A 22,970-nucleotide genomic window follows, 5' to 3' on the forward strand; every position below is an offset into this window, starting at 1 on the left:
AATCGGTGTCGCCGGTCGAGCGAGCGAACTCCTACCTCCCTGAACAGGTCCGGCCGCTACACCGGCCGCTACACCGGCCGCTACACCGGCCGCTACACCGGCCGTCACCCCTCCCCGGCGTCACGCCGGAGCTCCACCTCCTCCGCAACGAAGCCGAGGAGCCCGATGAGAGGAAACATCGATGAGGAAAATCGCTGCGACATGCGCGTTGGTCGCCGGAGCCGCCGTGGGCATCGCGGGAACCGCGCAGGCGGCCCCGCAACCGGACGCCATCCACTACAAGACGACCGCCACACCGACGGGAACCGTCATCACCACCGACGCGGGAACCCTGGACGCCGACAACGGCGTATTCAAGATCAAGAGCCGCAACGGAACCGTGCTCGCCGGATCCGACCTGTCCTTCCGGGTCGACGACTTCATGTTCCCCATCGCCGCGAAGATCAACGGCCACACCGCCACGCTCACCCCCCAGTTCGACCTCGCGCACGCCACCTACAAACCGGTCGCCCTGCCGTTCGAGGACCAGGCACCGTTCAAAACCCAGTACGACCGCGAGCAGGCCGCCTGGAACCGCATGGCCAGCACCATCACCACCGGCGCCACCGTCGGAACCATGGTCGGCGGCCTCAGCGGCGCGGCAGTGGGCTGCGTCCTGGGCGGCATCGCCGGCGCCACCATCGCCGCGGCGACCATCGTCGGCATGTTCGGCCCATTCATCCCCGCAGCCGCCGTCGGCTGCCTCGGCGGCATCGTGGCCATCGGAGCCCTCGGCACCGCCCTGGGCCAACTCCTGGTCACCGCACCACTCACCATCATGGCCGCGGTCCAGTACTTCACCACCATCAACGAACCCGCACCCCGCCCCGCCCCCGCCACAACGAAGTAGCCCGCAACCACCCCGGAGTGTTCCGGCGCCGCGGGACTTTCACCACCGGGCGCCGAACGCTCTCCCACAGAGGCCGCTTCCCAGTCCTATACGAAAGCACCTGCCGTACATCATGTTACGGCATTCGACAGGACGCTCTTCCGCAACGCACCGTCAGCCCGGACCGAACGGCCGGATACTCTCACCCACATGTCGGTGCGGCGGGCCTGAGCCCGGAGGCTCGAGTATCACACTGAGTGTGTGGTGAGGGGCGAAATGCCTTCCCGGAATGGGAAATCGGACTCGTAAGGCTCGATCGTACTGTCCGGGAAGGCATTTCGAATATCGATAACAACCACAGCGATCGCGATGCGGGTCCCCGATGCTCGGGGCGGAGGGCATGCGCTATCGGTTCAGCGATTCGATCCGACCGCGACAGCCGCCCGTCCCGCTGCATCCCGGCCCGGCGGCCACTACGGAGCAGGAGTTTCGATCGCCGAGTCCGGATCGCCACGCAGACAGCCGATCCCAATCAACTGTACGTCCGCTCCGGCCTGACGCCGTCGTGGTCCAGTCAGCGTCGGCTCTCATCGAGCAGGGGCGCGAGGCGATCATGAACCCCAGTCGCCCGCACCGAAGGACTCCTTGCCGAGAAGATACGCGTCTGCGGGGGCGCGGGGTCTGTGGGCTGCAGATCCACTTCAACGGGTGATTGCTCGGCGGTGGCCGCTGAAGATGAGTTCCAGGCCCGCAACACTCAGCCGATCCGGTGACCGCCGCGGAAGAACGGCAGCGGAGACGACAGGCGCCCATCCCCCAGCGCTCGCACGCGCCCCACGCAGATCTCGTGGTCGCCGCCGGCGTGGATCGTCTCGATGTCACAGTCGATCCACGCGATCACATCGTCGAGCCGCGGGCAGCCGCCCTCCGATGTGGACCAGCCGACCCCGTCGAACTTTTCCGCTCCGCTGCGGGCGAACTGACGACATACCGCTTCCTGGTCGGCGGCCAGCACATTGATGCAGAACCGCCCCGCGCGCTTGATGATCGGCCACGTCTCCGACGAATTCGCCGCGCAGAAGCCAACCAACGGCGGGGCCAGCGAGATCGAGAAGAACGAGCCGATCGCCAGTCCGACCGGCTGCTCGCCGTCCATGGTCGATACCACGACAACGCCGGTCAGGAAGTGACCGAGCACTCGCCGGAAGATCGTCGGCTCGACATCTATTGCCGCTGGATTACTCGCCATCGAGTCGGACGTTGTGACCATAAGCCCATCCTACGAATCTGGTTTACATATTTCAACACTTATGTTGATTGTATCGGCGTTGGCGACGTGTCTCCGATCAGCTGAGCGTAGCTGTCAGCCAGCACAGTCGTGTACAGAGCTATCGACGTGAGGCGCAGTTGGCCAGCTGCTCCCGATTGTTCAACTACTTCGTTGACAACCCGATGTGACCGAGCTAACGTTCCTGAAAGCCGCCCTGCCGAGCAGTCATCGACGGGGGCCGACAGGGCCAAAGGAGGCCGTCAGCATGATTCATTCGTCGACCGTGGCTAGCATCCGGTGGCCGTCATGACCGCCACGGATCCGCGTGCGCACTTGCAGCACAATCCCCTACGGCACAAGATCGCGATCGTCAGCGGCGGCGCCCGGGGTATCGGAGCAGCGATCGCCCGGCGCCTCGTCGCCGACGGCGCGGAAGTCGTCATCGGCGACGTGCTCGATAACCCCGGCCGAGCAGTGGCCGAAAGCCTTGGGCCGCAGGCCGCATACGCCCATCTCGATGTCACCGAGCACCAGGACTGGCGCGCGGCGGTCGAATTGGCCCGCGCCACATTCGGTAATCCGAACATCCTGGTGTGCAACGCGGGCGTGATGTTCTCGAGCCCGTTCGAGAAGACCACGCCGGAGGATTTCCGCCGGCTGTTCGAAATCAATGCGCTGGGCGCGGTCCAGGGAATTCACGCGGTGCTGGACCCGATGCGCGCGGCCGGCGGCGGTTCCGTGGTCGTGGTGTCCTCGGTCGGCGGCGCGGTCGGCATCGAGGGAATGTCCGCGTATTGCGCGAGCAAGGCAGCGAACACCATGATTGCCCGGTCTGCGGCAATCGAGCTCTCCCAGTATGGCATTCGCGTCAACTCGATTCATCCCAGCCGAGTCGACACACCGATGAGCAACAGCGACGCAGTCGCCGCCGTGGCCTCGCCGGACACATCCGATCTGCCACCACTCGGGCGCATCGCCGAACCAGAGGATGTGGCCGCACTGGTCGCCTTCCTCGCAGGTGACGAGTCGTCCTTCATCACCGGCGATCAGCACTTCATCGACGGTGGCAGGCAGGCCGGATATAAATACTCCGCAACCGCTGCCCGGGATTTCCGCCGATAACGGCCCGAAAGGTAATCAGGCACATGCTTCTGGAGACCGAAAATCTCGCGGTGCGATATCCGAACGGAGCCATCGGCATCGAGGATGTCTCGATACGGATCGAGACGGGCCGGATCGTGGCACTCGTCGGCGCCAACGGTGCGGGTAAGACCACGACATGTCGCGCCCTGAGCGGTTTTCTGCGCACCGAAGGCGCGCAGATCGTGCGCGGCAAGGTCGTATTCGACGGTGTCGATGTGACCGGTCGCGAGCCACATCGCCTGGTCAAGGCCGGCATCGCCGCGGTTCCCGAGCGCAACAAGGTATTTCCGAATCTCAGTGTGCGCGAGCATTTCCTGTCCGCCGGAATGCATCGGTCCGGGGCGGAGCGGGAGGAGGCGGTCGAATTCGGCCTGCACCTTTTCCCGACGATCCGCGGCCGCATGAAGCACAGCGCCGGCACGCTCAGCGGCGGCGAGCAGCAGATGGTCGCGATCATCCGGGCGTTGGTGAGCCGCCCGCGGCTGCTCATCGTCGACGAGATGATGCTGGGATTACACGCCAGCCTGCAGCGGCCGCTGTTCGAGGCGCTGGAAACGATCGCCAGGGACGGGACCGCCTGCCTGGTCATCGACGAGAGCGCCACCCGCACCGTGACCACCGCGCAGTATTGCTATCTGCTCGAAGGCGGACGCATCACCGCGCACGGGAACTCGGCCGACTTCGTGAATACCGACCTGTTCGGCATATCGGATATCGGCGCATAAACGCGACCAACAATACCCTCACCGCATCAATACATATATCAGAGGACTGATCTCGTCATGCGTGCGCAAACGCTGCACCGTCGCATTCTCGTTGCAGGAGCGACAATACTTTCCCTATTGATCACCGCGGCCTGCGGACAAGGCGCCGACTCGGACGGTTCAGGGTCGGGTAATTCCTACCGGATCACCGTGATTTCGGATATCTCCGGGGCGTTTTCGAGTGTTTCGGCGCCCGGCGCGTCCAGCATCGAGATGGCCGTGAATAATATCAACGCCACCGGCGGCGTCAACGGCAAGAAAATAGATCTGCAGGTCATCGACAGCCAGTCCAGCGGGAGCCTCGCGCTCACCGCTGCGCAAAAGGCGATCGCGGCGAATCCGCTTGCCCTGGTGATGTTCTCTGGGTCGGCGGGAGCGGCGTCGATCACGTCGCTGGCGCAGTCGGCGCGGGTGCCGTTGCTGAGCCCGGCCCTGTCCGACACCTCGCTCTACCCGGCGCAACCGTATCTGTTCCAGACCAGCCTGACAGCGAAGCAGGACGCGGAGGCGTTGTACCGCTTCGTCGAACAGCGGGAGAACGGCTCGGTGTCGGGCAAGACGGTCGACGTCGCGGCCATCAACTCGCCCTACGTCGATGTGATCATCAAACAGGCGCGCACACTGCTGGAGCGGGCGGGCGCCAGGGTCGCGGGCATCCAGCGATACGACGTGCCGTTGGCATCCTTCGCCACGCAGGCCGGCGCGATCGCCCGCGATAACCCGAACGTGGTGCTGACCCTGGGCTCGACCGACGACACCGTCGTGGTATCCAAGTCGCTGACAGCTGCCGGGGTGACAGCGCTACAGCTCGGCATCCCGTCGGGCGCGGCCCAGGCCACCTTGCAGCAGATCGCCTCGCCCAAATACTTTGCCCTGGCGGCCAACCCGTATGCGACCACGCTGCCCGAGTTCCTCGCGGTCGCGGACAAGTACCACAAGACCGCCGATGTATCGAGCTCGATGTTCGCGATGTCGGGCTGGGTGACCGGATATGTCCTGGCCAAGTCGCTCGAGAAGTGCGGGACCGGCTGCACGAGCGCGGCGCTGAACACCGCGCTGGAACAGGTTTCCGATTTCACCGTGCCCGACGGCGCCTCCTACGGGCCGGTGAGGTTGAGCGCCACGAATCACGTCGCCGCCGGCACGGTCCGGTTCCACAACTACGACCCCGCGACCGGCAGATTTTCCGAGAGCGACCCGATCACTGTGCCGTGATCGGCGACCGATAGAAGGCTCCGTCATGAACGAAGACAACCAATCACCACCGAACGTCCTCGACGTTCGTGCCATCACTGTCGCCTTCGGTGGCCTGCGGGCATTGACCGACGTGTCGGCCGCGATCGACGCAGCCCATATCGTCGCTGTCATCGGCCCGAACGGCGCGGGCAAGACGACATTCCTGAATGCGATCTGTGGCCTGGCCCGGACATCCGGCGGTGAGATCCGGCACCGCGGCGTAGACATGACCAATGCCCACCCGACCGCAATCGCGTGCGGCGGGCTCGGACGCAGTTTCCAGGACCCCAAACTGATCGATTCGGCGACCGTCCTGGACAACGTCCTGTGCGGTGCGCATCAGACGATCGGTTACTCGCTCGCGGGCCAGATCTTCCGCCGGTTCGAGGTATCCCGGGCCGAGCGCCGGGCGCGCACCGACGCCCGGGAACTGCTCGGCCGGTTCGGTCTCGCGGATCTGGCCGATGTCGAGGCGGGGCGACTGCCCTACGGCTCCCGCAAGATGGTCGACATCGTGCGGGCAACCATCGCGCGACCGAGTGTTCTGCTGCTGGACGAGCCCTCGTCCGGCCTGGATCCGGCCGAGCGCGCGCGGATCCGGGACATGCTCCTCGAGATCCACACCGAGTTCGGCATTCCGATGGTGGTCGTCGAACATCACATGGATCTGGTCCGGGCGATCGCCGATCGCGTGCTCGGCCTGGTCTCCGGCTCCGTGGCACTGCACGGGCCGACCGATGAGGTGCTCGATTCCGATGAATTCCGCGTCACCATGGCCGGTGGCAGGACCGAAGCGAACGTGGTGACCGCCGATGTCTGAATTGACAGCCGCGATCATCGGCGGCCTCACCCTCGGAGCCATTTATTCACTGGTGACGCTCGGCATCGTCATCATTTTTCGCGCGACCGAGACGTTCAACTTCGCGCACGGCAGCTTCATGCTGCTGGCCGCCCTGATCGTCGGCAAGCTGCAGCGCGGTTCGGGCCTGCCGTTCGCCATTCTCGCGCTCCTCGCCCTGGGTGTCGCCGGCCTGCTGGGCGCCATATTGTTCCGGTTCGTCCTGCGCTGGGCGGTCGGCCGGCCACATTTCGTCGCCGTGATCGCCACTCTGGGATTCGCCTCGGTCGCGGATGGGGTCATCAATATCGTCTTTCCCGAGACCCAGTACACCGTCACCATTCCGGGGCTATCGACCGGATCGACGACCATCCTCGGCGCGACCTTCGGGACCGCGTCGCTGGAGATCGGAGCGTTCGCCGTCATACTGACGGTCGCGCTGGTGCTCGTGTTCCGGTTCACCTCGCTCGGCACCCGAATTCGTGCGGGCGGTCAGGATCCGCTGCTGGCCAGCCAGGGCGGTATCGATATCCGCTGGGTGTATCTCGGCTCATGGACGCTGGCCTGTGTGCTCGCCGGAATCGCCGGAATCGCCTACAGCAGTGTGAATTCGGTCAACCGGGGCATCGAGGATCTGGCCCTGCTCGCATTTCCCGCCGCGCTGCTCGGCGGGCTCGACAGCATTCCGGGCTCCCTCGTCGGCGGCTTCGGCATCGGACTACTCGGGGGATTCACCTCGGCATACTTCGGCGGCGAATACGTCACGGTCGTCACCTATCTCGTGCTGCTCGCCGTCATGCTGCTTCTGCCGCACGGCATCGCCGGCACCCGGAATGTCAGGCGGGTCTAGTGATTCACACGATATCGGACATCAGTGCCCCACTCACCCGGCCGCCCCTCTGGCGAAACCCCTTGTGGCAGCGGTATTTCGGCATCATCGTCGCGTTCGTGGTCGTCGCGCTCGTCACCACGGTCGGCTCGTCGTACTCGATCTACGTCGTGGACACGATCCTGCTGGCCGCGATCGGCGCGCTGGCGCTGGACCTGCTGATGGGCACCGGCGGCCAGGTATCCATCGGTAATGCCGCATTCCTTTGCGTCGGCGCCTATGTGACGGTGTGGGCGGGCCGACTGGGCGTGCCGTTCCCATTCGACGTCATCATCGGCGGGTTCGCGTGTGCAATAGGCGGTTTCGTCGTGGGTCTACCGGCCCTGCGTATCCGCGGCATGTATCTGGCGCTGGCCACTCTGGCCGCGTGCTACCTGGCTCAATTCGCGGCATTGAAATACCAGAAGGCCACCGTCGGCGACGCGGGCTTCTTCCTGCGGCCCATATTCACCGGAACCATCGCCCGACAGTCGGCGAGTTGGGCCTGGCTGCTCCTGGCCGTGCTCGCCGGCACGATCGTCCTCGTAGGCTGGCTGCGCGGCGGACGCAGCGGGCGCGGGTGGCGAATGATCAGAGACCACGAACTCGCGGCCGCCACCATGGGCATTCCGGTATCCCGGTACAAGCTGGTGCTGTTCGTGATCACATCGGCGATCATCGGCGTGCAGGGCGGGCTGACGGCTCGGTTCACCGGGTCGGTCAGCTACGAGGGATACGCGCTGCCCCTGTCGATCTCGGTCATCGCCATGATCCTGATCGGCGGCCTGGATACCCAGGCCGGCCCCCTGATCGGCGCCGCGGTCGTCACCCTGCTCCCGATCACCGTCCCAGACCTCGTCAACCTGGTCGTGACATCTCCCGGCGCGGCACAGCACGCCAGCGGCTATGCCCAGATCGTCTACGGCGCAATGGTTGTCATCTTCGTCATCGCAGCGCCGAAGGGACTCGCCGGCCTCGTCCCCGCGCTGCTCCGGAAAGCGCGTCCTGAGCGAACCGATCGGTGAGTCCGACGAGCGCCGACCGGAGGCACGCTCGAACAGGGCCGGGAAAGCACCGGCGGCCTCGAGGCGTGTCGGCGCGACGCCGAGGCAGAAGCAGAATGCCAAGCGCTGCTGCGGTTCCCGAGTGAGGTCCAGGTGATGCGGATCCGGGTGGCGGCGACGATCAATGTCGGCGCTACCCGGATCCGCAACACCGTGCACGGCCGGTCCGAGAACCTGCGAACCTCCGCCAGCTGATCCGGATGCTTCGGCAGCAACGTGCGCTCGGTCAACGTCTCGGTCACACGGCGCCTACGAATCAACTGGTCAATGCTGTGCAGGGGCTGCGGTCGTGGTGAGTCGGGTCCAGATGCCGAGCTCGCCGGCGGCTGCCGCGCGGCGGCCGAGGTCTTCGGTCCAGTGGCGCTCGGTGGCTACCGCGTCGCGCCAGGCCCAGAGGCGGCGGGTGTAGTGGTGAAGGGGATATTCCATGGTGACGCCCATTGCGCCGTGGAGTTGGTGGGCGGTCTGGGCAATGGTCGTTGCCGTGGAGGCGGTGATGATGCGAGCAATTTCGGCCGTGGCCGGGGTTGGGCCGGTTTCGCGGACTCGTGCCAGGGCGGCGTCGGCCTGGATCAGCTGCACGCGCATCAGTGCCAGGTTGGTCGCTACGGCGGGGATCTTCGACAGTGGGGCGCCGAACTGTTCGCGCTCGGATGCGTATGTTCTGGTCAGCCGGTAGGCGCCGGCTGCGGCGCCCGCTACAGCGGCGGACCACAGCAGTGCCAGGCGGGCTCGTATGAGTTCGTGGTCCAGCGCCGGGGCGAGCGGTATGGCGGGGGCGGGGGCGGCGGTCAGCAGCACGGTGTTGCGCGGCTCACCGGCGAGGTTCTCACCGGGGTGGATCGTGACCGAAGGATGATGCAGGTCCACGAACAGTGCCATGTCGGGAGTAGAGACTACGAGCTGCTCGGCGTCGCGGGCCCACGGTACGGCAGGCAGCTCGGGCGGTGATCGGACCGCCGACGTAGTTCAGCGGCTCGTCCAGCACGAGCAGGGTGCTGAAGCGCTCTCCGAGCCGCCCACTGTGGCCGAGGACCCAATCGGCGGTGGCGGACTCGACGATGGGCTGGCTGATGCCGTGCGCGGCCAGCGCGTTGACGATGATCAGCAGATCGTCGAACGTGCCGCCGGAGCCGCCCCGGTCCTCGTCGATGCCCACCCGTGTGAGGCCGAGTTCGCGCAGCCGCGCCCACAGTGCGTGCTGGTTCGCGGCTGCCCTTCGGCCTGGGCGCGTTCCCCGGGGTGTTCCTGGCCCACCGGCGGCGGTGTGGTGGATCCGGTCACCTAGCAGGTCGTCGACCAGATCGCGGAGCTCGGTGGCAAGGCTCATGAACGTGCCTCCTGATGGGCGATGAGGGAGAGCAAGACCTCTGCCGAACCGCCGCGCAGGCCGAAACCGGGCGAGGCGAGCAGCGCCTGGCCGAAGACCGCGTCGGCGGACGGATCCTGACACCGGTCGGTCCGGCGCCATGCCTCGATGACGTCGCGTTCGAAGGCGTTGCCGAGGAACTTCAGGGCCGCGGCCTCCTGGATCGGTGCCCGGCCCGCGTCCATGACGACAGCGACCTCGAAGCACAGGCGGCGTAACACCGCCAGCCGGGCCACCAGGGAGCCCAGCAGGGCATGCAGTTCGCGGTCGTCGTCGTGCCGGGCGGTCTCGGCGATCAGTTCCACGAGCACGGGGTAGCTGGACAGCACCCGCTCGACGCCGCCGCGCTCGAACGAGAGCTGATCGACGACCTGCCGCCAGCCGTTGCCGACCGTGCCGACGACCCGGTGTGCGGGCACCAGGACGTTGTCGAAGCGGACCTCGTTGAAGTGATGTTCGCCGCTGAGGTCGACGATCGGGCCGACGGTGATGCCCTCGGCGTCCATGTCGACGATGAACTCGGTCAGGCCCTCGTGTTTGCGTCCGGTGCGCTCGGTGCGGGCGAGCAGGTACACGTGTGTGGCGCGGTGGGCCTGGCTGGTCCAGATCTTGTGCCCGGTGATCCGCCAGCCGCCCTCGGCCGCGGTGGCGGCGGTCCGCACCGAGGCGAGGTCGGAGCCGGCCTCGGGTTCGCTCATGCCCAGGCAGAAGAGCGCGTCGGCGGCGGCGATCCGCGGCACGATCTCGCATTGCAGCTCACGCGAACCGTGGCGCATGATTGCCGGGCCGATCTGCCGGTCACCGATCCAGTGGGCGGCGACCGGAGCTCCGGCGCGCAGCAGTTCCTCGGTGACGGCGAGCCGCTCGACGTTGGTGCGCACATGGCCAGTGAGCTCCCGGGGATAGGTCATGGCGATGAGCCCGCGGGCGGCGAGTTCCTTGCTGAACTCCGGATCGAAGGAGCGCAGCCAGGAGTCGCTGCGGGGGACATAGCGTCCGGCGCGCCGCCAGTCGGCCGTCACATTCCGCACCGCCATACGCAACTCGGCGCAGGAATCCGCCGGAGACGGGCCATGACGGCCCTACCTTCCGGGTACCGTCGCGAGCACGTGATAGTCCTCGATGCTGGACTTGCGGGCCCGGGTCCAGTACTCCACATTGCGGAACGGCGAGACGAACAGCAACCGGCCACGCGCGTTGCGGAAATACGTATTGGTGCCCGGGTGGGTCCACACCGTCAGCTCGCTGGTGCGGTCGACCAGGTCGCTGTATTCCTCGTAGACGTCCTTACGCACATCGATCGCCGCCGCGCCCGCGGCGAACATGCTCGCGAAAAGCCTTGCGATATAACCCATCTGCACCTCCATGAAATACATGAAGCTGCCACTGCCGGGAAACGAGTTGGGACCGCCGATGAGGAAGAGGTTCGGGAACCCGGGCACCGTCACGCCCAGATAAGCGCGGGCATCGTCGTCGTCCCATGCCTGGCGCAGCGTCACACCCCCGCGCCCGATCACATCCAGCGAGGACACGAACCGTGTCGCATCGAAACCCGTTGCCCAGACCAGGATATCGGCGTCGTACGCGGCACCGGAACATGTCACCACGCCAGTCTCGCCGACCGATTCGACAGCGTCGGTCACCAGCGTCACGTTGGGCCGGCGCAGCGCCCGATACCAGCCGTTGTCGAGCAGAATCCGTTTGCCGTAGGGCGGATAGGTGGGCAACGTTTTGTCGAACAGATCCGTGCGGTCGCCCAGTTCGTCCCGGATGTACTGGGTGAAGTATTCGCGGTGGCCGTCGTTGCGGGCATTCACCGCACGCTCCGGGTGCGGCCACTCGGGGTCCTTGCGCAACGAGTCCAGCACCTTGTCGCCGAACTGCCAGTAGAGCTTGAGCCAGTACCAGGTTCGGTAGATGGGGAACGTGCGCAGCAGATAACGGGAGCCCTCATCGATCGGCTGCTGGAACTTGTCGAACGGAGCGATCCACTGCGGTGTGCGCTGGAAAATTGTCAGCTGGCCGACCTGGCCGGCGATGGCCGGCACGATCTGCATCGCACTGGCCCCGTTGCCGATCACCGCGACTCGCTTGCCGGCGATGTCCAGATCGGCGGGCCAGTCGGAGGAGTGGAACGAGGGCCCGCGGAATCGATCCAGGCCGGACACCGCCGGCAGTTTCGGCCGATTGAGCATGCCCACCGCGCTGACGATCGCGTTGAACGGCAGGACCTCGGTGGTTCCGTCCGCGGCGCGGAGGGTGACCCGCCAGCGCGCCTCGGCTTCGTCGTATTCGGCGCGGACCACCTCGGTCCCGAATCGGGCGTTCGGTCGCGCCCCGACCAGATCGAACGCCTTACCGAAATATTCCTCGAGCGAGGCGCGGAGTTCGAAGTGATGCCCCCAGTCGTGCGGCGCGAACGAGTAGGAATACAAATGGCTGGGTGTGTCGACGCCGGCACCGGGATAGCGGTTGTCCAGCCAGTTGCCTCCGGGCGAGTCGTGCTTGTCGACCATCAAATAGGGCACGCCCATCTCCTGAAAACGTTGCGCCGCAATGATTCCGGATACACCGCTGCCGATGACCAGCACTCGGAAGTCGCCGGGCACCCTCGCCTCGAGTCGGCTGTCCTCGCCCGCGGCGCCGACCCTGCGCCGGAACTCCTCGGCCAACATCACACCGTAGGAGTCGTCCACCGGCTCCCCGACGCAGACACCCAGCATTTCGGCGGTCTGCTCCGATGTCGGGACGTCGATGGCCGGCGGCCTTCCGTGCAACAGATGGTCGAACGCATCCACGGCAGCCTGCCTGATCTCGGCCTGGACGTCCTCCGGCAGCCCGCCGGTGTCGTGATCGCCCAACCCCTTGGTCCGGGTCGGCAGGTACGGCGCCGCCAGCCAGCGGCGATCTCCGGTCACCTGGTAGAGCACCATCAGTAATGTCGGAACATTCGCCGACTCGGTGATATGCGCTAGTTCACTTTTCCCGATATCAGTTGTCTCGGTATTCGTTGCGTCCACTCGACTGACTCCGTAAATATAGTTCGATAACGTGGCTGAAAGAATCGGCCTCTACCGCGAGCTGGGCCGTATCAACCGAGGGAATCCGCACGGATGATCCGGCCGTCTTCGTCGTATCGATAGATCCCCCGCCCGGTTTTGCTGCCAAGCCGGCCGGCCGCGACCAGATTTCGCAGACCAACAGTCGGCCGGAACCGCTCGCCGAGCGTTTGTGCCATCGATTCGACCGCCAGCAGAAAGGTGTCGTGCCCGTTGCGGTCGCCCAGCTCCAACGGACCGATGGGGAAGTTCAGGCCCAGCCGCAGCGCGCGGTCGATATCCTCGGCGGTGCCGACGCCTTCCTCCAGCATGCGCAGGCACTCCAGCCGTACGATGGCCGCGATCCGCGAGGTCAGGAAGCCCGGGCTGTCCTTGCGGCAGATCACCGTCTCCTTGCCGAGGCTTTCGGCGAAGGCCGCGGCGGCGGTGACGGTCGCCGCACTGGTTTCCAGCCCGGCCACGATCTCCACCAGGCGCATCAGGACCGCGGGGTTGAAGAAGTGCACACCGACGACCCGGTCGACGGCGTCGGGCAGCGCGCTGGCTATCGCTGTCACGGACAGCTGCGAGGTGTTCGTGGCCAGCAGCGCATTCGGCGCAGCGACCGACGCGGCCTCGGCCAGGACCGCCTGCTTGACGGGCAGCCGCTCCACGACGGCCTCGATCACCACATCGGCGTCCTTCGCGGCATCGCATACCGAGGTGTGCGGACGCAGCCGGCGAAGCGCACGCGCCCCAGCGTCCGCATCGACCAAACCCTTGGCCGCCAACTTTTCAACGCTGTCGTAGATATGAGCGCGAGCGCGGGCGAGCTGATCGGCGTCGGCATCGGCCATCGCGACCTCGTAACCCGCGGTCGCCGCTAATTGCGCTATGCCAGAACCCATGATGCCCGCGCCGACGACGGCCACGCGCGCTGACTGATGTAGATGTGCCACCCCAGCAGAGTACCTCACAATTCAACATCTGTGTTGACAAAAGTTTCGTGGCAGGTAGCGTCGGATCATGGATTCGAATGAGTTGATCGTGAACAGCAGCGAGTCGGGCATCCTCCAGCTGATCCTCAATCGGCCGGCGCAACTCAACGCCTGGACCCCCGCACTGGAGGCGGCGTTCTTCGGCACACTCGACGCGGCGGCGGCCGACCCGGATGTGCGGGTCGTGGTGGTCACCGGCGCCGGACGCGGATTCTGCGCCGGCGCCTCGTTCGACATGCTCGGCGAGGCGGCCCGGTCGAACGATCGCACGGGTCGCCGCGAACTCTGTGAACTGGCCGAATTCCCCAAGCCGGTCATCGCGGCGATCAACGGGCCCGCCGCCGGCCTCGGCTTCGTCCTCGCGCTGTGGTGCGATATCCGCATCGCCGCCGCCGACGCCAAGCTCACCACGTCCTTCGCCCGGCTCGGCCTGGTGGCCGAGCACGGCGCCGCCTGGCTGCTCCCCCGCCTCGTGGGCCGCACGCACGCGACGGACCTGCTGTTGTCCGGGCGCACCCTCACCGGCACGCAGGCCGAATCCATCGGGCTGGTGAGTCGCACCGTGGAAGCCGGGCAAACGCTCAGTGCAGCAATGGATTACGCGCGCGAACTCATCCGGACCGGAGCCCCGAACAGCTGGGCGACGATCAAGCGGCAACTCGTCGACGCCGAACAACTCTCCCTGCGCGAATCCTATACGCAAGCAACCGAACTCATGATTCCCGCGCTGGCGGCGGCCGACCATCGCGAGGGCGTCGCGGCCTGGCGCGACAAGCGGACACCGCGATTCGAGGCGTTTGCCACGCCATCACCGCGGCGGTAACACGGCCGACCGGCCACGGCCTGCGCCGTGGCCGGTCGGCAAGTGTGGCTTACTTCTGCTTTCGCTCCAAGAACGCGGTCATGCGCTCGCACTTGTCCGTGCTGTCGAAAAGCAGTGCCTGCGCGGCGGTATCGAACTGCGTGGTGGCGGGGCGGTGGGCACGTAACGCCAGCTTGGTCAGCTCCAGCGCCCGCCACGATCGCCGCGCGACGGTGGCGGCCAGGGCGGCGCCGCGGGCGGCCAAGTCGTCGGCGATCTCGTCCACAAGCCCTGCGGCCAAAGCAGATTCGGCATCCAGGCGCATTCCGGCGTAGAGCATCCGCCGCGCGGCACTCAGGCCGAGCAGCTGCGCCAGCCGCCAGTTCCCGCCCGCACCGGCCAGGATGCCCAGCGACAGTTCCGGCTGGGCGAAAAGCGCTCGCGGGCTGGCGATCCGGAAGTCGCAGGCCAGCGCCATCTCGCAGCCGCCGCCGAACGCCGGCCCGTCGATGAGGGCGATGGTCGGCCAGCGATGTGCCTCGAGTCGTTCGAACAGCCCGGAGTTGATGGCCCGCAACGCATGCGCGGAATCGCGTTCGCGCATCTCGCGGATATCGGCGCCGGCGGCGAACATGCCCGGCGTCGTCGAGTGGATCAGCAGAACCGACGGCGTCCGGCGAGCCTCGGTGAGCACCGCATCCATCTCGGCGACCATCGCCTCGTCGTGTGCATTGCGCCGATCGGGACGGTTGAGCCCGATCCACCACAGGTCGCCCTCACGGCGGACAACGATGCTACTCACGCCGCCTCCATCAGTACCGAAATGCCCTGACCTACACCGATGCACATCGTCACCAGCGCCCGCCGACCGTCGCGGCGGCGCAGTTCGCGGGCGGCGGTAAGCACCAGCCGCGCGCCGCTCATGCCCAGCGGATGCCCCAGTGCGATGGCTCCGCCGTGGGCATTGACATGGTCGGCGTCGTCGGCGATGCCGAGATCGCGCAGCACGGCGAGCGCCTGGGCGGCGAACGCCTCGTTCAGCTCGACCACGTCGATATCGCCGATCGCCAGACCCGCCCGGCCGAGCAACTTGCGGGTGGCGGGAATCGGACCCAGGCCCATGACCCGCGGAGGGACGCCGACGGTCGCCGCACTGGTGACGACGGCCAGCGGCGTAAGCCCGAAGCGCCGTACCGCCTGCTCCGAGGCCAGCAGCAGTGCCGCGGCACCGTCGTTGACGCCGGATGAATTTCCCGCGGTGACGGTGCCACCGACGCGGAACGCCGCCGGCAGCGCGGCGAGTCGGTCCGGATCCGTGTCGCGGGGATGCTCGTCGCGCGTGACCGATACCGGTTCGCCCTTGCGCCGGGGCACCGGAACGGGCGTGATCTCCTCGTCGAACCAGCCATCCGCAATGGACTTGGCCGTGCGTTGCTGCGAACGGAACGCGAAGGCATCCTGATCGGCGCGCGCGATGCCGCGTTCGGCCGCAACGACCTCGGCGGTCTCCCCCATCGTGTCCGTGCCGAATGCGTCGCGGAACGCGGGGTTGACGAACCGCCAGCCCATAGTGGAGTCGTAGATCTCGGCCGTTCGCGCGAACGGCGTTGCGGCCTTGGGGATTACGAACGGCGCGCGGCTCATGCTCTCGACGCCGCCGGCGACCACCAGATCCGCCTCGCCTGCGCGAATCGCCCGTGCCGCAACCGCAACCGCGTCGGCGCCGGACCCACACAGTCTATTGATCGTTGTGCCGGAGACGGTTTCGGGTAAACCGGCCAGCAGCGACGCCATTCGGGCGACGTTGCGATTGTCCTCCCCGGCCTGGTTCACACAGCCGAGAACGACATCGTCCACGGCGGACCAGTCCACCGACGGCTGTCGGCTCCGCAGGGCGCGCAGCACGTGCGCCGCGAGATCATCCGGACGTACTGCTGCCAGCGCCCCCGCGTAGCGGCCGATCGGCGTGCGCACGCCGTCCACGAGGTATGCCACGGTCACGACAGCACCTCGCCGGCGCTCGGCTCCGTCGTGCGCGAGGCGCACTGCGCGGCCCTCGCTTCAGCATGTCGGGCGGGCGCGCCCGTGCGGCCGGTGATCGGCAATGGGAAGTAAGAATGCACGAATCCACGGTATGACCGACCCCAACCTCTGTCAACGATCACGTTGACAACTGCTCGATCAGCTGTCGCTTCGCGCGCCGGAGAAATGCCGCGTCGACCCCCGCGAGCGACTCCAGCACGGCCCAGGCATGCCCTTCGGCCTCGCCGGGCTCACATACGAACGCGCCCGTCCCGTGATCGAGGCGCAGGTCAGCGGCCGTGATCACCTCGCCGAGCAGGCACAGCCGGCGAATCCACGGCGCGGGGAGGAACCGCCGCAACGGAGCGACGTCGATGTCGATGCCCAGCCTCGCCTCCGGCATGCGCAGCCGGGCCGACCGTGATACGACGAGAATGTCCGCCGACATGGCGATGAGTAGGCCGATCCCGGCGGCGGCGCCCTCCACCGCGGCGACCACCGGCCCTGGATACTCGCGGATCACGGCAAGACACTCCATGGACGCCGCATACGGTGCCGACCCGGCCGGATCCGGCTCGTTGATGTCGAAACCAGCAGAAAACCTGCCGTTGGCCCCGGTCAACAGCACCGGTCTCGGATCGGCGCACGAGCGCCGCACGGCAGCGGCCAGCTGACCGAACATCTCGACGGTGAAGGCGTTGACCGGCGGCCGGTCGAGGCAGATCCGCGTAACCCCGTCGAGCAGGTCCGACCGGACTCCGGGCAAGGGCCGATTCACGTTCGCCGGGTTCCCGAGCCCGGTCACCGTGACCGACCGTACGTCGCCGGCATGCAGAACCATCGCATACCGACACAATATCAACACATCTGTTGATATTGCACCCAAGTCCTACCGGGGCAACACACCGGACAGGACCATGTCCGCCATACCGTCGGCGACATCGTCGGCAGTGAGCATGCCGCCGGGGACGAACCAGTGCGAGGTCCAGTTGAGCATCCCGGTCACCGACTTCGCAAAAACCTTCGGCGGCAGGGACGTATTGAACACCCCCTCCGTGACGCCGTAGCGCACGACCCGCTCAACGAGGTCCTCGTAGCGCCGACCGGAGTCGATGAGCTCCTGATTGAGGTCATCGTCGATGACCGTCGCCGAATCGCCGCTCCTGAGGTAGATGTACAGCGCCGGGTAGTACCGTTCGAACGAGCGCATCACGGCACGTATCGAACTGCGCAGTCGCGCCTCGGGCTGTTCGTCGCTGCCTGCCACCTCCTCCAGGGACTTGACCATATCGGTGAGCCCGTCGTGAATCGCCGCGCGGAAGATGGCACCCTTGTCCGAGAAGTAGTAATAGACGGTAGCTCTATCGAGACCGGCTTCCCGCGCGATGGCCTCGATCGTGGTGCCGGCGAACCCGTTCTTCTCCAGCACCAGCCCCGCCGCCTTGAGGATCGCCTCACGCTTGGCCCCGTAGCGGGGACGCTTCCGCTTATTGGCGGCATCACGCTTCATCGCCAGTGTTGACTGTCGCTCCACGTCAGCCATCCGTCATCCCCTCAGCAGTCGACCGCGCCGGTGCAGTCGCGTCCAATGCTCGCATTGCAGAAGAATACCCGAAGTCAGCAGCGCCACACTTGAACGAGACTCCCATCACGCCCGTGCGGAGCCCACATGAAATCACGGCCCGGCCCACTGCCGGCAACCGGACTATGGCGCACCACACAGTCAACATGTATGTTGATTAAATTGGGACCGCAGGCGGCACCGACACCTCCGATGCCCGCGGGGCCCGGTCCCCAGCGCTTTCCGGAGAGAAATTGTGGTTGTAGACGTAGTCGCTCGCCAGGCAGGGATGGATTGATGTTCGTACACGAGGTAATGGCCCAGGAAGTGGCCGCGGCGGGGGTCGACACCATGTTCGGCCTCATCGGGGACGCCAATATGTTCATGGTCAACTCGTTCGTCGAAAGGCAGCATGGCACCTACGTCTCGGCGGTCCACGAGGCGAGCGCGGTCATGATGGCACACGGCTACGCCCTCCGTGGGGCGCGGCTGGGCGTCGCGACGGTTACGCAGGGACCGGGCCTGACGAATACCGCGACGGCGTTGACCGACTGCGTGCGGTCGAGCTCGCCGGTGCTGCTGATCACCGGCGACACCGCCCCCAACAATCGGCTCAACCGGCAGACGTTCGACCAGGAACCGCTCGTCCGCGCGACCGGCGCAGGCTACGTGCTGGTCACCGGGCCCGACGAGGTGCGCTCGGCGGTCCGCCTGGCCGCACGGCGCGCGATCGCGGAATCCCGGCCGTTCGTCCTGAACTGCCCGACGGAATACCAATGGCAAGAGGTCGGCGCAGCCGACGACGATGAGGACCCGTGGTCCGGTTCCGAGAAGCACCCCGAGATATCCGAGGATGTGCTCGACGAGGCTCTCAGCGTCATCGCCTCGGCCCGTCGACCGCTCGTGCTGGCGGGCCACGGCGTGATCGGCAAGGAGCAGCGTCAGGCCGTGCTGGCGTTCGCAGAGCGGATCGGCGCACCGATCGCCACAACACTGCGCGCGCGCAACCTCTACAGCGCGGCAGAGGGCTGCGTCGGCGTCTGCGGGACGGTGTCGACCGAGCCGGGTGTGCGGGCGATCGGTGAGAGCGACTGCATCATCGCGTTCGGCGCGAGCCTGAATACCTGGACCACCGTGCGCAACTCGCTCATCGCCGGCAAGCGGGTGGTGCACATCGACACGAACGAGGCCGGCTTCCGTCGCGAGGTGCCCGTGACCGCCACCGTCCCCGGTGACGCGGCCGTCGTCGCACCGCAGTTCATCGAGGCCCTGGACGCGGCCGGCGTACCGCCGACCGGCTTCCGTGACCGGGTGACGGCGGGGGTCGAGCAGACCGACCTCGTGTGGGACACCGCGCTGGGACAGCGGGTCACCCTCGCCGGCGTGCTGAGCGCGATGAACCGGGCGCTGCCGCGCTACCGGACCGTGGTGTATGACGGCGGCCGTTTCGAGGGCGAGGCCTACAAATACATCTGGGCCACCGACTACCGAAGCCAGGTGCTGACCACGGACTTCGGTGTCGTCGGCCTGGGCATGGGCGCGGCGATCGGGGCGGCGTCGGCCGCCCGCGATGAGCCCACGGTCCTCGTGACCGGTGACGGCGGGTTCATGATGAACGGCATGGCCGAACTGCACTCGGCCATCCGCGCCGGGCTGCCACTGATCGTGGTCATCTGCAACGACAGCAGTTACGGCGCCGAATACGACCAGTTCGTGAACAGGGGCCTCGACCCGAGCCTGTCGCTGTTCGATTGGCCGGACTTCGCCGAAGTAGCCCGAGCGCTGGGCGCCGATGGGCTGACGGTCGACACGGTGGCCGATGTTCCCGGCGCAATCGCGGCTTTCCAATCGCCCATCCGGCCCGTGGTGATCGATCTACGTATAGGAGTGGCCGATATCCCGGAGGTTCCGCACTGATGATCACACCTGACAACGCGACCGAGCTCACGACCGCCACGCGCGCCGACGTGACGGCGTGGACACTCGCCGACGTCCTGGAATACGCGGCCGCGCGGTGGGGCGAACGGGTCGCTCTCGTCGACGGCGAGCGCCGCTGTACGTACGCGGAGCTGCGCGGGCGAGCGCGCGACGCGGCGGGCGGGTTCGCCCGGATCGGGATCCGCAAGGGCGATCGGGTGGCTATATGGCTACCGAACAGCCTGGAGTGGGTCGTCGCCTTCTTCGGCGCGATCTACGCCGGCGCGACCGTCGTAGCGCTGAACACGGCGCTGTCCACCAAGGAGATCGAGTACCAGGTAGCCCAGTCCGGCGCATCGCTGCTGATCGCGTGCTCGGCCTACCGCAAGCGCGACTATCTCGCCGAGGCCCGGCAGCTGCGGACCGAGGTCGGCGATCACCTGCGGCTGGTCGGGGTCGACCACGCCGGCGATGCGGACATCACCTCGTGGGCACAGCTGACGCACCCCGCCGGCGACGTCCTGCTCCCGTCCGTCGACGTGACCGACCCGTCGATCATGCTGTACACCTCGGGGACAACCGGACGGCCCAAGGGTGCGGTGCACACGCACAGCTTCATCGCCACGCTGTTCGCCGGACTGGACCACCTCGAGATGCGCGAGACCGACGTTGCCGTCCTGTATCTGCCGCTGTTCCACATCCTCGCCCTGGTCGGCGGCCTGGTCATGCTGTCCCTCGCCGGGGCCCGCACGGTGCTGATGGCCCGGTTCGACGCGGCCACCTCGCTGCGGCTGATCCGCGACGAGAAGGCGACGATCATCTACGGCATCCCGACGACGTACATCGACCAGCTGAACAACCCGCTCATCGACGAGATCGATTTCAGCGGAGTGCGTTTCGCCTTCACCTCGCTGGCGCCCGATCTCTGCCGGAAGGTGCACGACAAGACCGGGGTGGTGTGCCTCAATCCCTACGGTATGACCGAGACCGCCGCACTGGTGATGGTCGCGGGGCTGGACGATCCGCCGGAGATCGCCATGGGGACCGTGGGGCGACCGCTGGCGGGCATGGAAGCCAAGGTGGTCGACGACATCACCGGATCGCCTGTTCCCCATGGGGAATCGGGCGCGCTACTGATGCGCGGGCCCTCGATCCTATGGCACTATCACGACCTGCCCGAGGCCACCGCGGCGGCCTTCGACCACGAAGGCTGGTTCCGCACAGGCGATCTCGCGTCGATGGACGCCGCAGGCAACGTCACGTTCATCGGGCGGCAGGGCGATGGTTACCGGGTGGGCGGGGAACTCGTCGATCCGGTCGAGGTCGAGGCGGCGATTCAGTCCCATCCGGACGTGCTGCGGGCAGCGGCGCTGGGTGTGCCCGACGAACGACTCGGCGAGGTCGGCCAGGCCTGGGTGCACGTGCGAGCGGAGGCCACCGCGACCGAACCGGAACTGCTGACGCATGTGAGGGGCATACTCGCGTCGTTCAAGGTACCCCGCCGTATCCACATCGTCAGCGAACTGCCGACAAACCCGAGTGGAAAAGTACAGAAGTTCCGTCTGCGCGACACTCTCGTCTCCCCGAAGGCCTGATCGGGGTGGAATCCCCTCGGGGGCGGCGATGAAAATCGCCGCCCCCGAGCGATTTTCACGCCAGTGATTGCCGATCGGATTCCGCGAGCTGCCGATCGAGAATCGTCATGAGCAACACCACGATCCCGACCCCGATCAGGATGGCGGAAACCAGATGCAGCCCGGAATCATCGACCCGTGTGTGAAATGCGATGCCGGAAATCGTCGCCGCCGCAATCGAACCGACGTAGCCGAAGGTGCGCAACAGGCCCGACGCCGTGCCGACCTTCTCGGCCGGGGCCTCCTTGTACAGCACCGTCTGGTTCGTGACGTTGCCGAATCCGGCGACCAGACCGAACACCGTGGTGACGACCACGACCTGCCACATCGGGCTGTGGCTGGTAAGGAAGAAGGTTCCGATCGCGCCGAGCAACAGTGCGGCGGACGAAATGATCAACGACGGCAGCAGCCTGCGATAGCGGCCCACCATGCGCCCCGTCACCGCCGACAGCAGTCCCATCGGGATGAGCACCAGCCCGGCCTGATAGGCCGACATGTGGTGGCCGACCTCGAGCCATTGCGTAAGTCCATACAGTACAACGTATATCCCGAGCAGCGTCAGGCAATACCGCACATAGGTGCGGGTGAGCGGGAGCCTTGTGACCAGCAGCCGAAGGTCGAAAAACGGGTCACGGACCCGCAATTCGACCGCGACGAGAACCCCCGTGGCGACCACGGTGATCCCCAGCGGCACCCAGTCGAGGCGGGGCAGGTCCATGAGGAAGACCAGCAGGGCGGTGATCGCGCCGCCGAAAACCAGCACGCCGGCAAGATCGACCTGAGTGATCAAACTCCGCATCGAGTGCCCTCGAATGGGGTCGCTGTCCTGCGCAATCCACAACAGCGCCATGACGAATGCGATCACGGCCACCGGGACGTTGACCCAGAACACCGCTCGCCAGTTGAACCAGGCGACCAGCGTGCCGCCCACCGTCGGACCGATCGCGAGGGTGGCCGCGCTGGTGGTGGTCATTCCGGCTATCACGCGACCGGGCGGCTGACGCAATCCCACCGTGGTGGCCCGGCGGCGAATCAGCAGCATCGCCGATGGATACCCCGCCGAAGTACCCAGGCCGATGAGCACCCTCGTCACCACAAGGGTCGGCATATTCTGCGCCAGACCGCCGAGCACGCCCGCGGCGAGCACGATCGCGATGCCGGCCAGGAATACGCGGCGCGGACCGAAGATCTCCGACAGACGGCCGCAAATGGGCTGTGCGATGGCGCTGGTCAGGTACAGACTCGAGATGAGAACGGTGGTCCGCCCGGCACTGACATGCAGTGCGAGCGCGATGGGCACCAGGGCGGTCGCGATCAGCGAGCTGTTGATGGGATTCAACGCGGCGCCCATGAACAAGGGAGTCGCGAAACGCGGACCGAACGCTCGTTCGCCGGTGTCCCGGCGCTCGGAAACTGCTACTTCCCCACCGCTTTCGGGTGCTGTGGTCAAGGCTGGCTCCTCAATACTGCACAGGTGAGTACCTGTGTCCGGAAAGCCTTCGCCCCGGATCGGTGCCTCGTGGGCACTGTGATCCGGGGCGAAGGGCTTATTCGTCCGTCGGTGCCGAGATGTCTCCC

General features: G+C 66.6%; 21 protein-coding genes. 10 read left to right on the top strand and 11 right to left on the bottom strand.

Features of this window, described 5'->3' with window-relative positions; translation table 11 throughout:
• Positions 1-181: 181 nt before the first annotated feature.
• Complete coding sequence (locus tag ON40_RS31830) at positions 182-889, top strand: DUF8020 domain-containing protein (RefSeq protein ID WP_040828756.1); 708 nt, start codon at positions 182-184, stop codon at positions 887-889.
• Positions 890-1,625: 736 nt separating this feature from the next.
• Here ON40_RS31830 and ON40_RS31835 read toward each other — a convergent pair.
• Positions 1,626-2,138 (bottom strand): flavin reductase family protein, encoded by a 513-nt coding sequence (locus tag ON40_RS31835; protein WP_306305404.1) that lies wholly within the window; start codon positions 2,136-2,138, stop codon positions 1,626-1,628.
• Between the two features lie 306 nt (positions 2,139-2,444).
• Between ON40_RS31835 and ON40_RS31840 the strand changes: the two genes are divergently transcribed.
• Genes ON40_RS31840 through ON40_RS31865 form a run of 6 tightly spaced genes read left to right on the top strand, consistent with a single transcriptional unit; the run spans position 2,445 to position 8,012 of the window.
• Positions 2,445-3,260: a glucose 1-dehydrogenase gene (locus tag ON40_RS31840; RefSeq protein WP_063713130.1), complete on the top strand. Its 816-nt coding sequence runs from the start codon at positions 2,445-2,447 to the stop codon at positions 3,258-3,260.
• 23 nt (positions 3,261-3,283) lie between these two features.
• A complete protein-coding gene (locus tag ON40_RS31845; protein ID WP_040828757.1) occupies positions 3,284-4,006 on the top strand; it encodes an ABC transporter ATP-binding protein in 723 nt (240 codons plus the stop codon).
• Between the two features lie 57 nt (positions 4,007-4,063).
• Positions 4,064-5,260, top strand: coding sequence for an ABC transporter substrate-binding protein (locus ON40_RS31850; protein ID WP_083896073.1), 1,197 nt, complete (start codon positions 4,064-4,066; stop codon positions 5,258-5,260).
• 25 nt (positions 5,261-5,285) lie between these two features.
• Positions 5,286-6,101 (top strand): ABC transporter ATP-binding protein, encoded by an 816-nt coding sequence (locus tag ON40_RS31855; protein WP_051193818.1) that lies wholly within the window; start codon positions 5,286-5,288, stop codon positions 6,099-6,101.
• On the top strand, positions 6,094-6,969 hold the full coding sequence (locus ON40_RS31860; RefSeq protein ID WP_083896074.1) for a branched-chain amino acid ABC transporter permease: 876 nt from the start codon (positions 6,094-6,096) through the stop codon (positions 6,967-6,969). Before ON40_RS31855 ends, ON40_RS31860 begins: the two co-directional genes overlap by 8 nt.
• Positions 6,969-8,012 (top strand): branched-chain amino acid ABC transporter permease, encoded by a 1,044-nt coding sequence (locus ON40_RS31865; protein WP_040828760.1) that lies wholly within the window; start codon positions 6,969-6,971, stop codon positions 8,010-8,012. The genes ON40_RS31860 and ON40_RS31865 overlap by 1 nt, the downstream gene beginning before the upstream one ends.
• Before the next feature lie 303 nt (positions 8,013-8,315).
• Here ON40_RS31865 and ON40_RS51305 read toward each other — a convergent pair whose 3' ends face one another.
• From ON40_RS51305 to ON40_RS31890, 5 genes are all read right to left on the bottom strand, one after another.
• Positions 8,316-8,933 carry an acyl-CoA dehydrogenase family protein gene (locus ON40_RS51305; RefSeq protein WP_051193819.1) on the bottom strand — a complete coding sequence of 206 codons (618 nt, stop codon included), beginning with the start codon at positions 8,931-8,933 and terminating at the stop codon, positions 8,316-8,318.
• Positions 8,881-9,381, bottom strand: a complete 501-nt coding sequence (locus ON40_RS51310) for an acyl-CoA dehydrogenase family protein (protein ID WP_040828761.1) — start codon at positions 9,379-9,381, stop codon at positions 8,881-8,883. The genes ON40_RS51305 and ON40_RS51310 overlap by 53 nt, the downstream gene beginning before the upstream one ends.
• Positions 9,378-10,457: an acyl-CoA dehydrogenase family protein gene (locus tag ON40_RS51315; RefSeq protein ID WP_040828762.1), complete on the bottom strand. Its 1,080-nt coding sequence runs from the start codon at positions 10,455-10,457 to the stop codon at positions 9,378-9,380. Before ON40_RS51315 ends, ON40_RS51310 begins: the two co-directional genes overlap by 4 nt.
• A gap of 45 nt (positions 10,458-10,502) precedes the next feature.
• The gene (locus tag ON40_RS31885; protein WP_040828763.1) at positions 10,503-12,440 is read right to left on the bottom strand and encodes a flavin-containing monooxygenase; all 1,938 of its coding nucleotides are present in this window, start codon (positions 12,438-12,440) and stop codon (positions 10,503-10,505) included.
• Between the two features lie 71 nt (positions 12,441-12,511).
• The gene (locus ON40_RS31890; protein WP_040828764.1) at positions 12,512-13,417 is read right to left on the bottom strand and encodes a 3-hydroxyacyl-CoA dehydrogenase family protein; all 906 of its coding nucleotides are present in this window, start codon (positions 13,415-13,417) and stop codon (positions 12,512-12,514) included.
• A gap of 67 nt (positions 13,418-13,484) precedes the next feature.
• Here ON40_RS31890 and ON40_RS31895 point away from each other — a divergent pair, with 67 nt between their 5' ends.
• Positions 13,485-14,279, top strand: a complete 795-nt coding sequence (locus tag ON40_RS31895) for an enoyl-CoA hydratase-related protein (RefSeq protein ID WP_040828765.1) — start codon at positions 13,485-13,487, stop codon at positions 14,277-14,279.
• A gap of 49 nt (positions 14,280-14,328) precedes the next feature.
• Here the strand turns inward: ON40_RS31895 and ON40_RS31900 are convergent, their stop codons facing one another.
• From ON40_RS31900 to ON40_RS31915, 4 genes are all read right to left on the bottom strand, one after another.
• Entirely contained in the window at positions 14,329-15,060 is a 732-nt protein-coding gene (locus ON40_RS31900; RefSeq protein ID WP_040828766.1) for an enoyl-CoA hydratase/isomerase family protein, read from the bottom strand.
• On the bottom strand, positions 15,057-16,259 hold the full coding sequence (pcaF, locus tag ON40_RS31905; protein ID WP_040828804.1) for a 3-oxoadipyl-CoA thiolase: 1,203 nt from the start codon (positions 16,257-16,259) through the stop codon (positions 15,057-15,059). The genes ON40_RS31900 and pcaF overlap by 4 nt, the downstream gene beginning before the upstream one ends.
• A gap of 160 nt (positions 16,260-16,419) precedes the next feature.
• On the bottom strand, positions 16,420-17,085 hold the full coding sequence (locus ON40_RS48460) for an enoyl-CoA hydratase/isomerase family protein (RefSeq protein WP_157186495.1): 666 nt from the start codon (positions 17,083-17,085) through the stop codon (positions 16,420-16,422).
• 84 nt (positions 17,086-17,169) lie between these two features.
• Entirely contained in the window at positions 17,170-17,823 is a 654-nt protein-coding gene (locus tag ON40_RS31915) for a TetR/AcrR family transcriptional regulator (protein WP_040828767.1), read from the bottom strand.
• A gap of 315 nt (positions 17,824-18,138) precedes the next feature.
• On the opposite strand from ON40_RS31915, the gene ON40_RS31920 reads away from it, so the two are divergent.
• Together ON40_RS31920 and ON40_RS31925 are read left to right on the top strand one after the other, a co-directional pair.
• A complete protein-coding gene (locus ON40_RS31920) occupies positions 18,139-19,758 on the top strand; it encodes a thiamine pyrophosphate-binding protein (protein WP_040828769.1) in 1,620 nt (539 codons plus the stop codon).
• Entirely contained in the window at positions 19,758-21,353 is a 1,596-nt protein-coding gene (locus ON40_RS31925) for a class I adenylate-forming enzyme family protein (protein WP_040828770.1), read from the top strand. The genes ON40_RS31920 and ON40_RS31925 overlap by 1 nt, the downstream gene beginning before the upstream one ends.
• A gap of 55 nt (positions 21,354-21,408) precedes the next feature.
• Here the strand turns inward: ON40_RS31925 and ON40_RS31930 are convergent, their stop codons facing one another.
• Entirely contained in the window at positions 21,409-22,842 is a 1,434-nt protein-coding gene (locus ON40_RS31930; RefSeq protein WP_063713126.1) for an MFS transporter, read from the bottom strand.
• Positions 22,843-22,970: the final 128 nt, after the last annotated feature.

It is taken from the genome of Nocardia jiangxiensis NBRC 101359 (genome assembly GCF_000308615.1).
In the GTDB taxonomy this organism is placed as follows: Bacteria; Actinomycetota; Actinomycetes; order Mycobacteriales; family Mycobacteriaceae; genus Nocardia; species Nocardia jiangxiensis.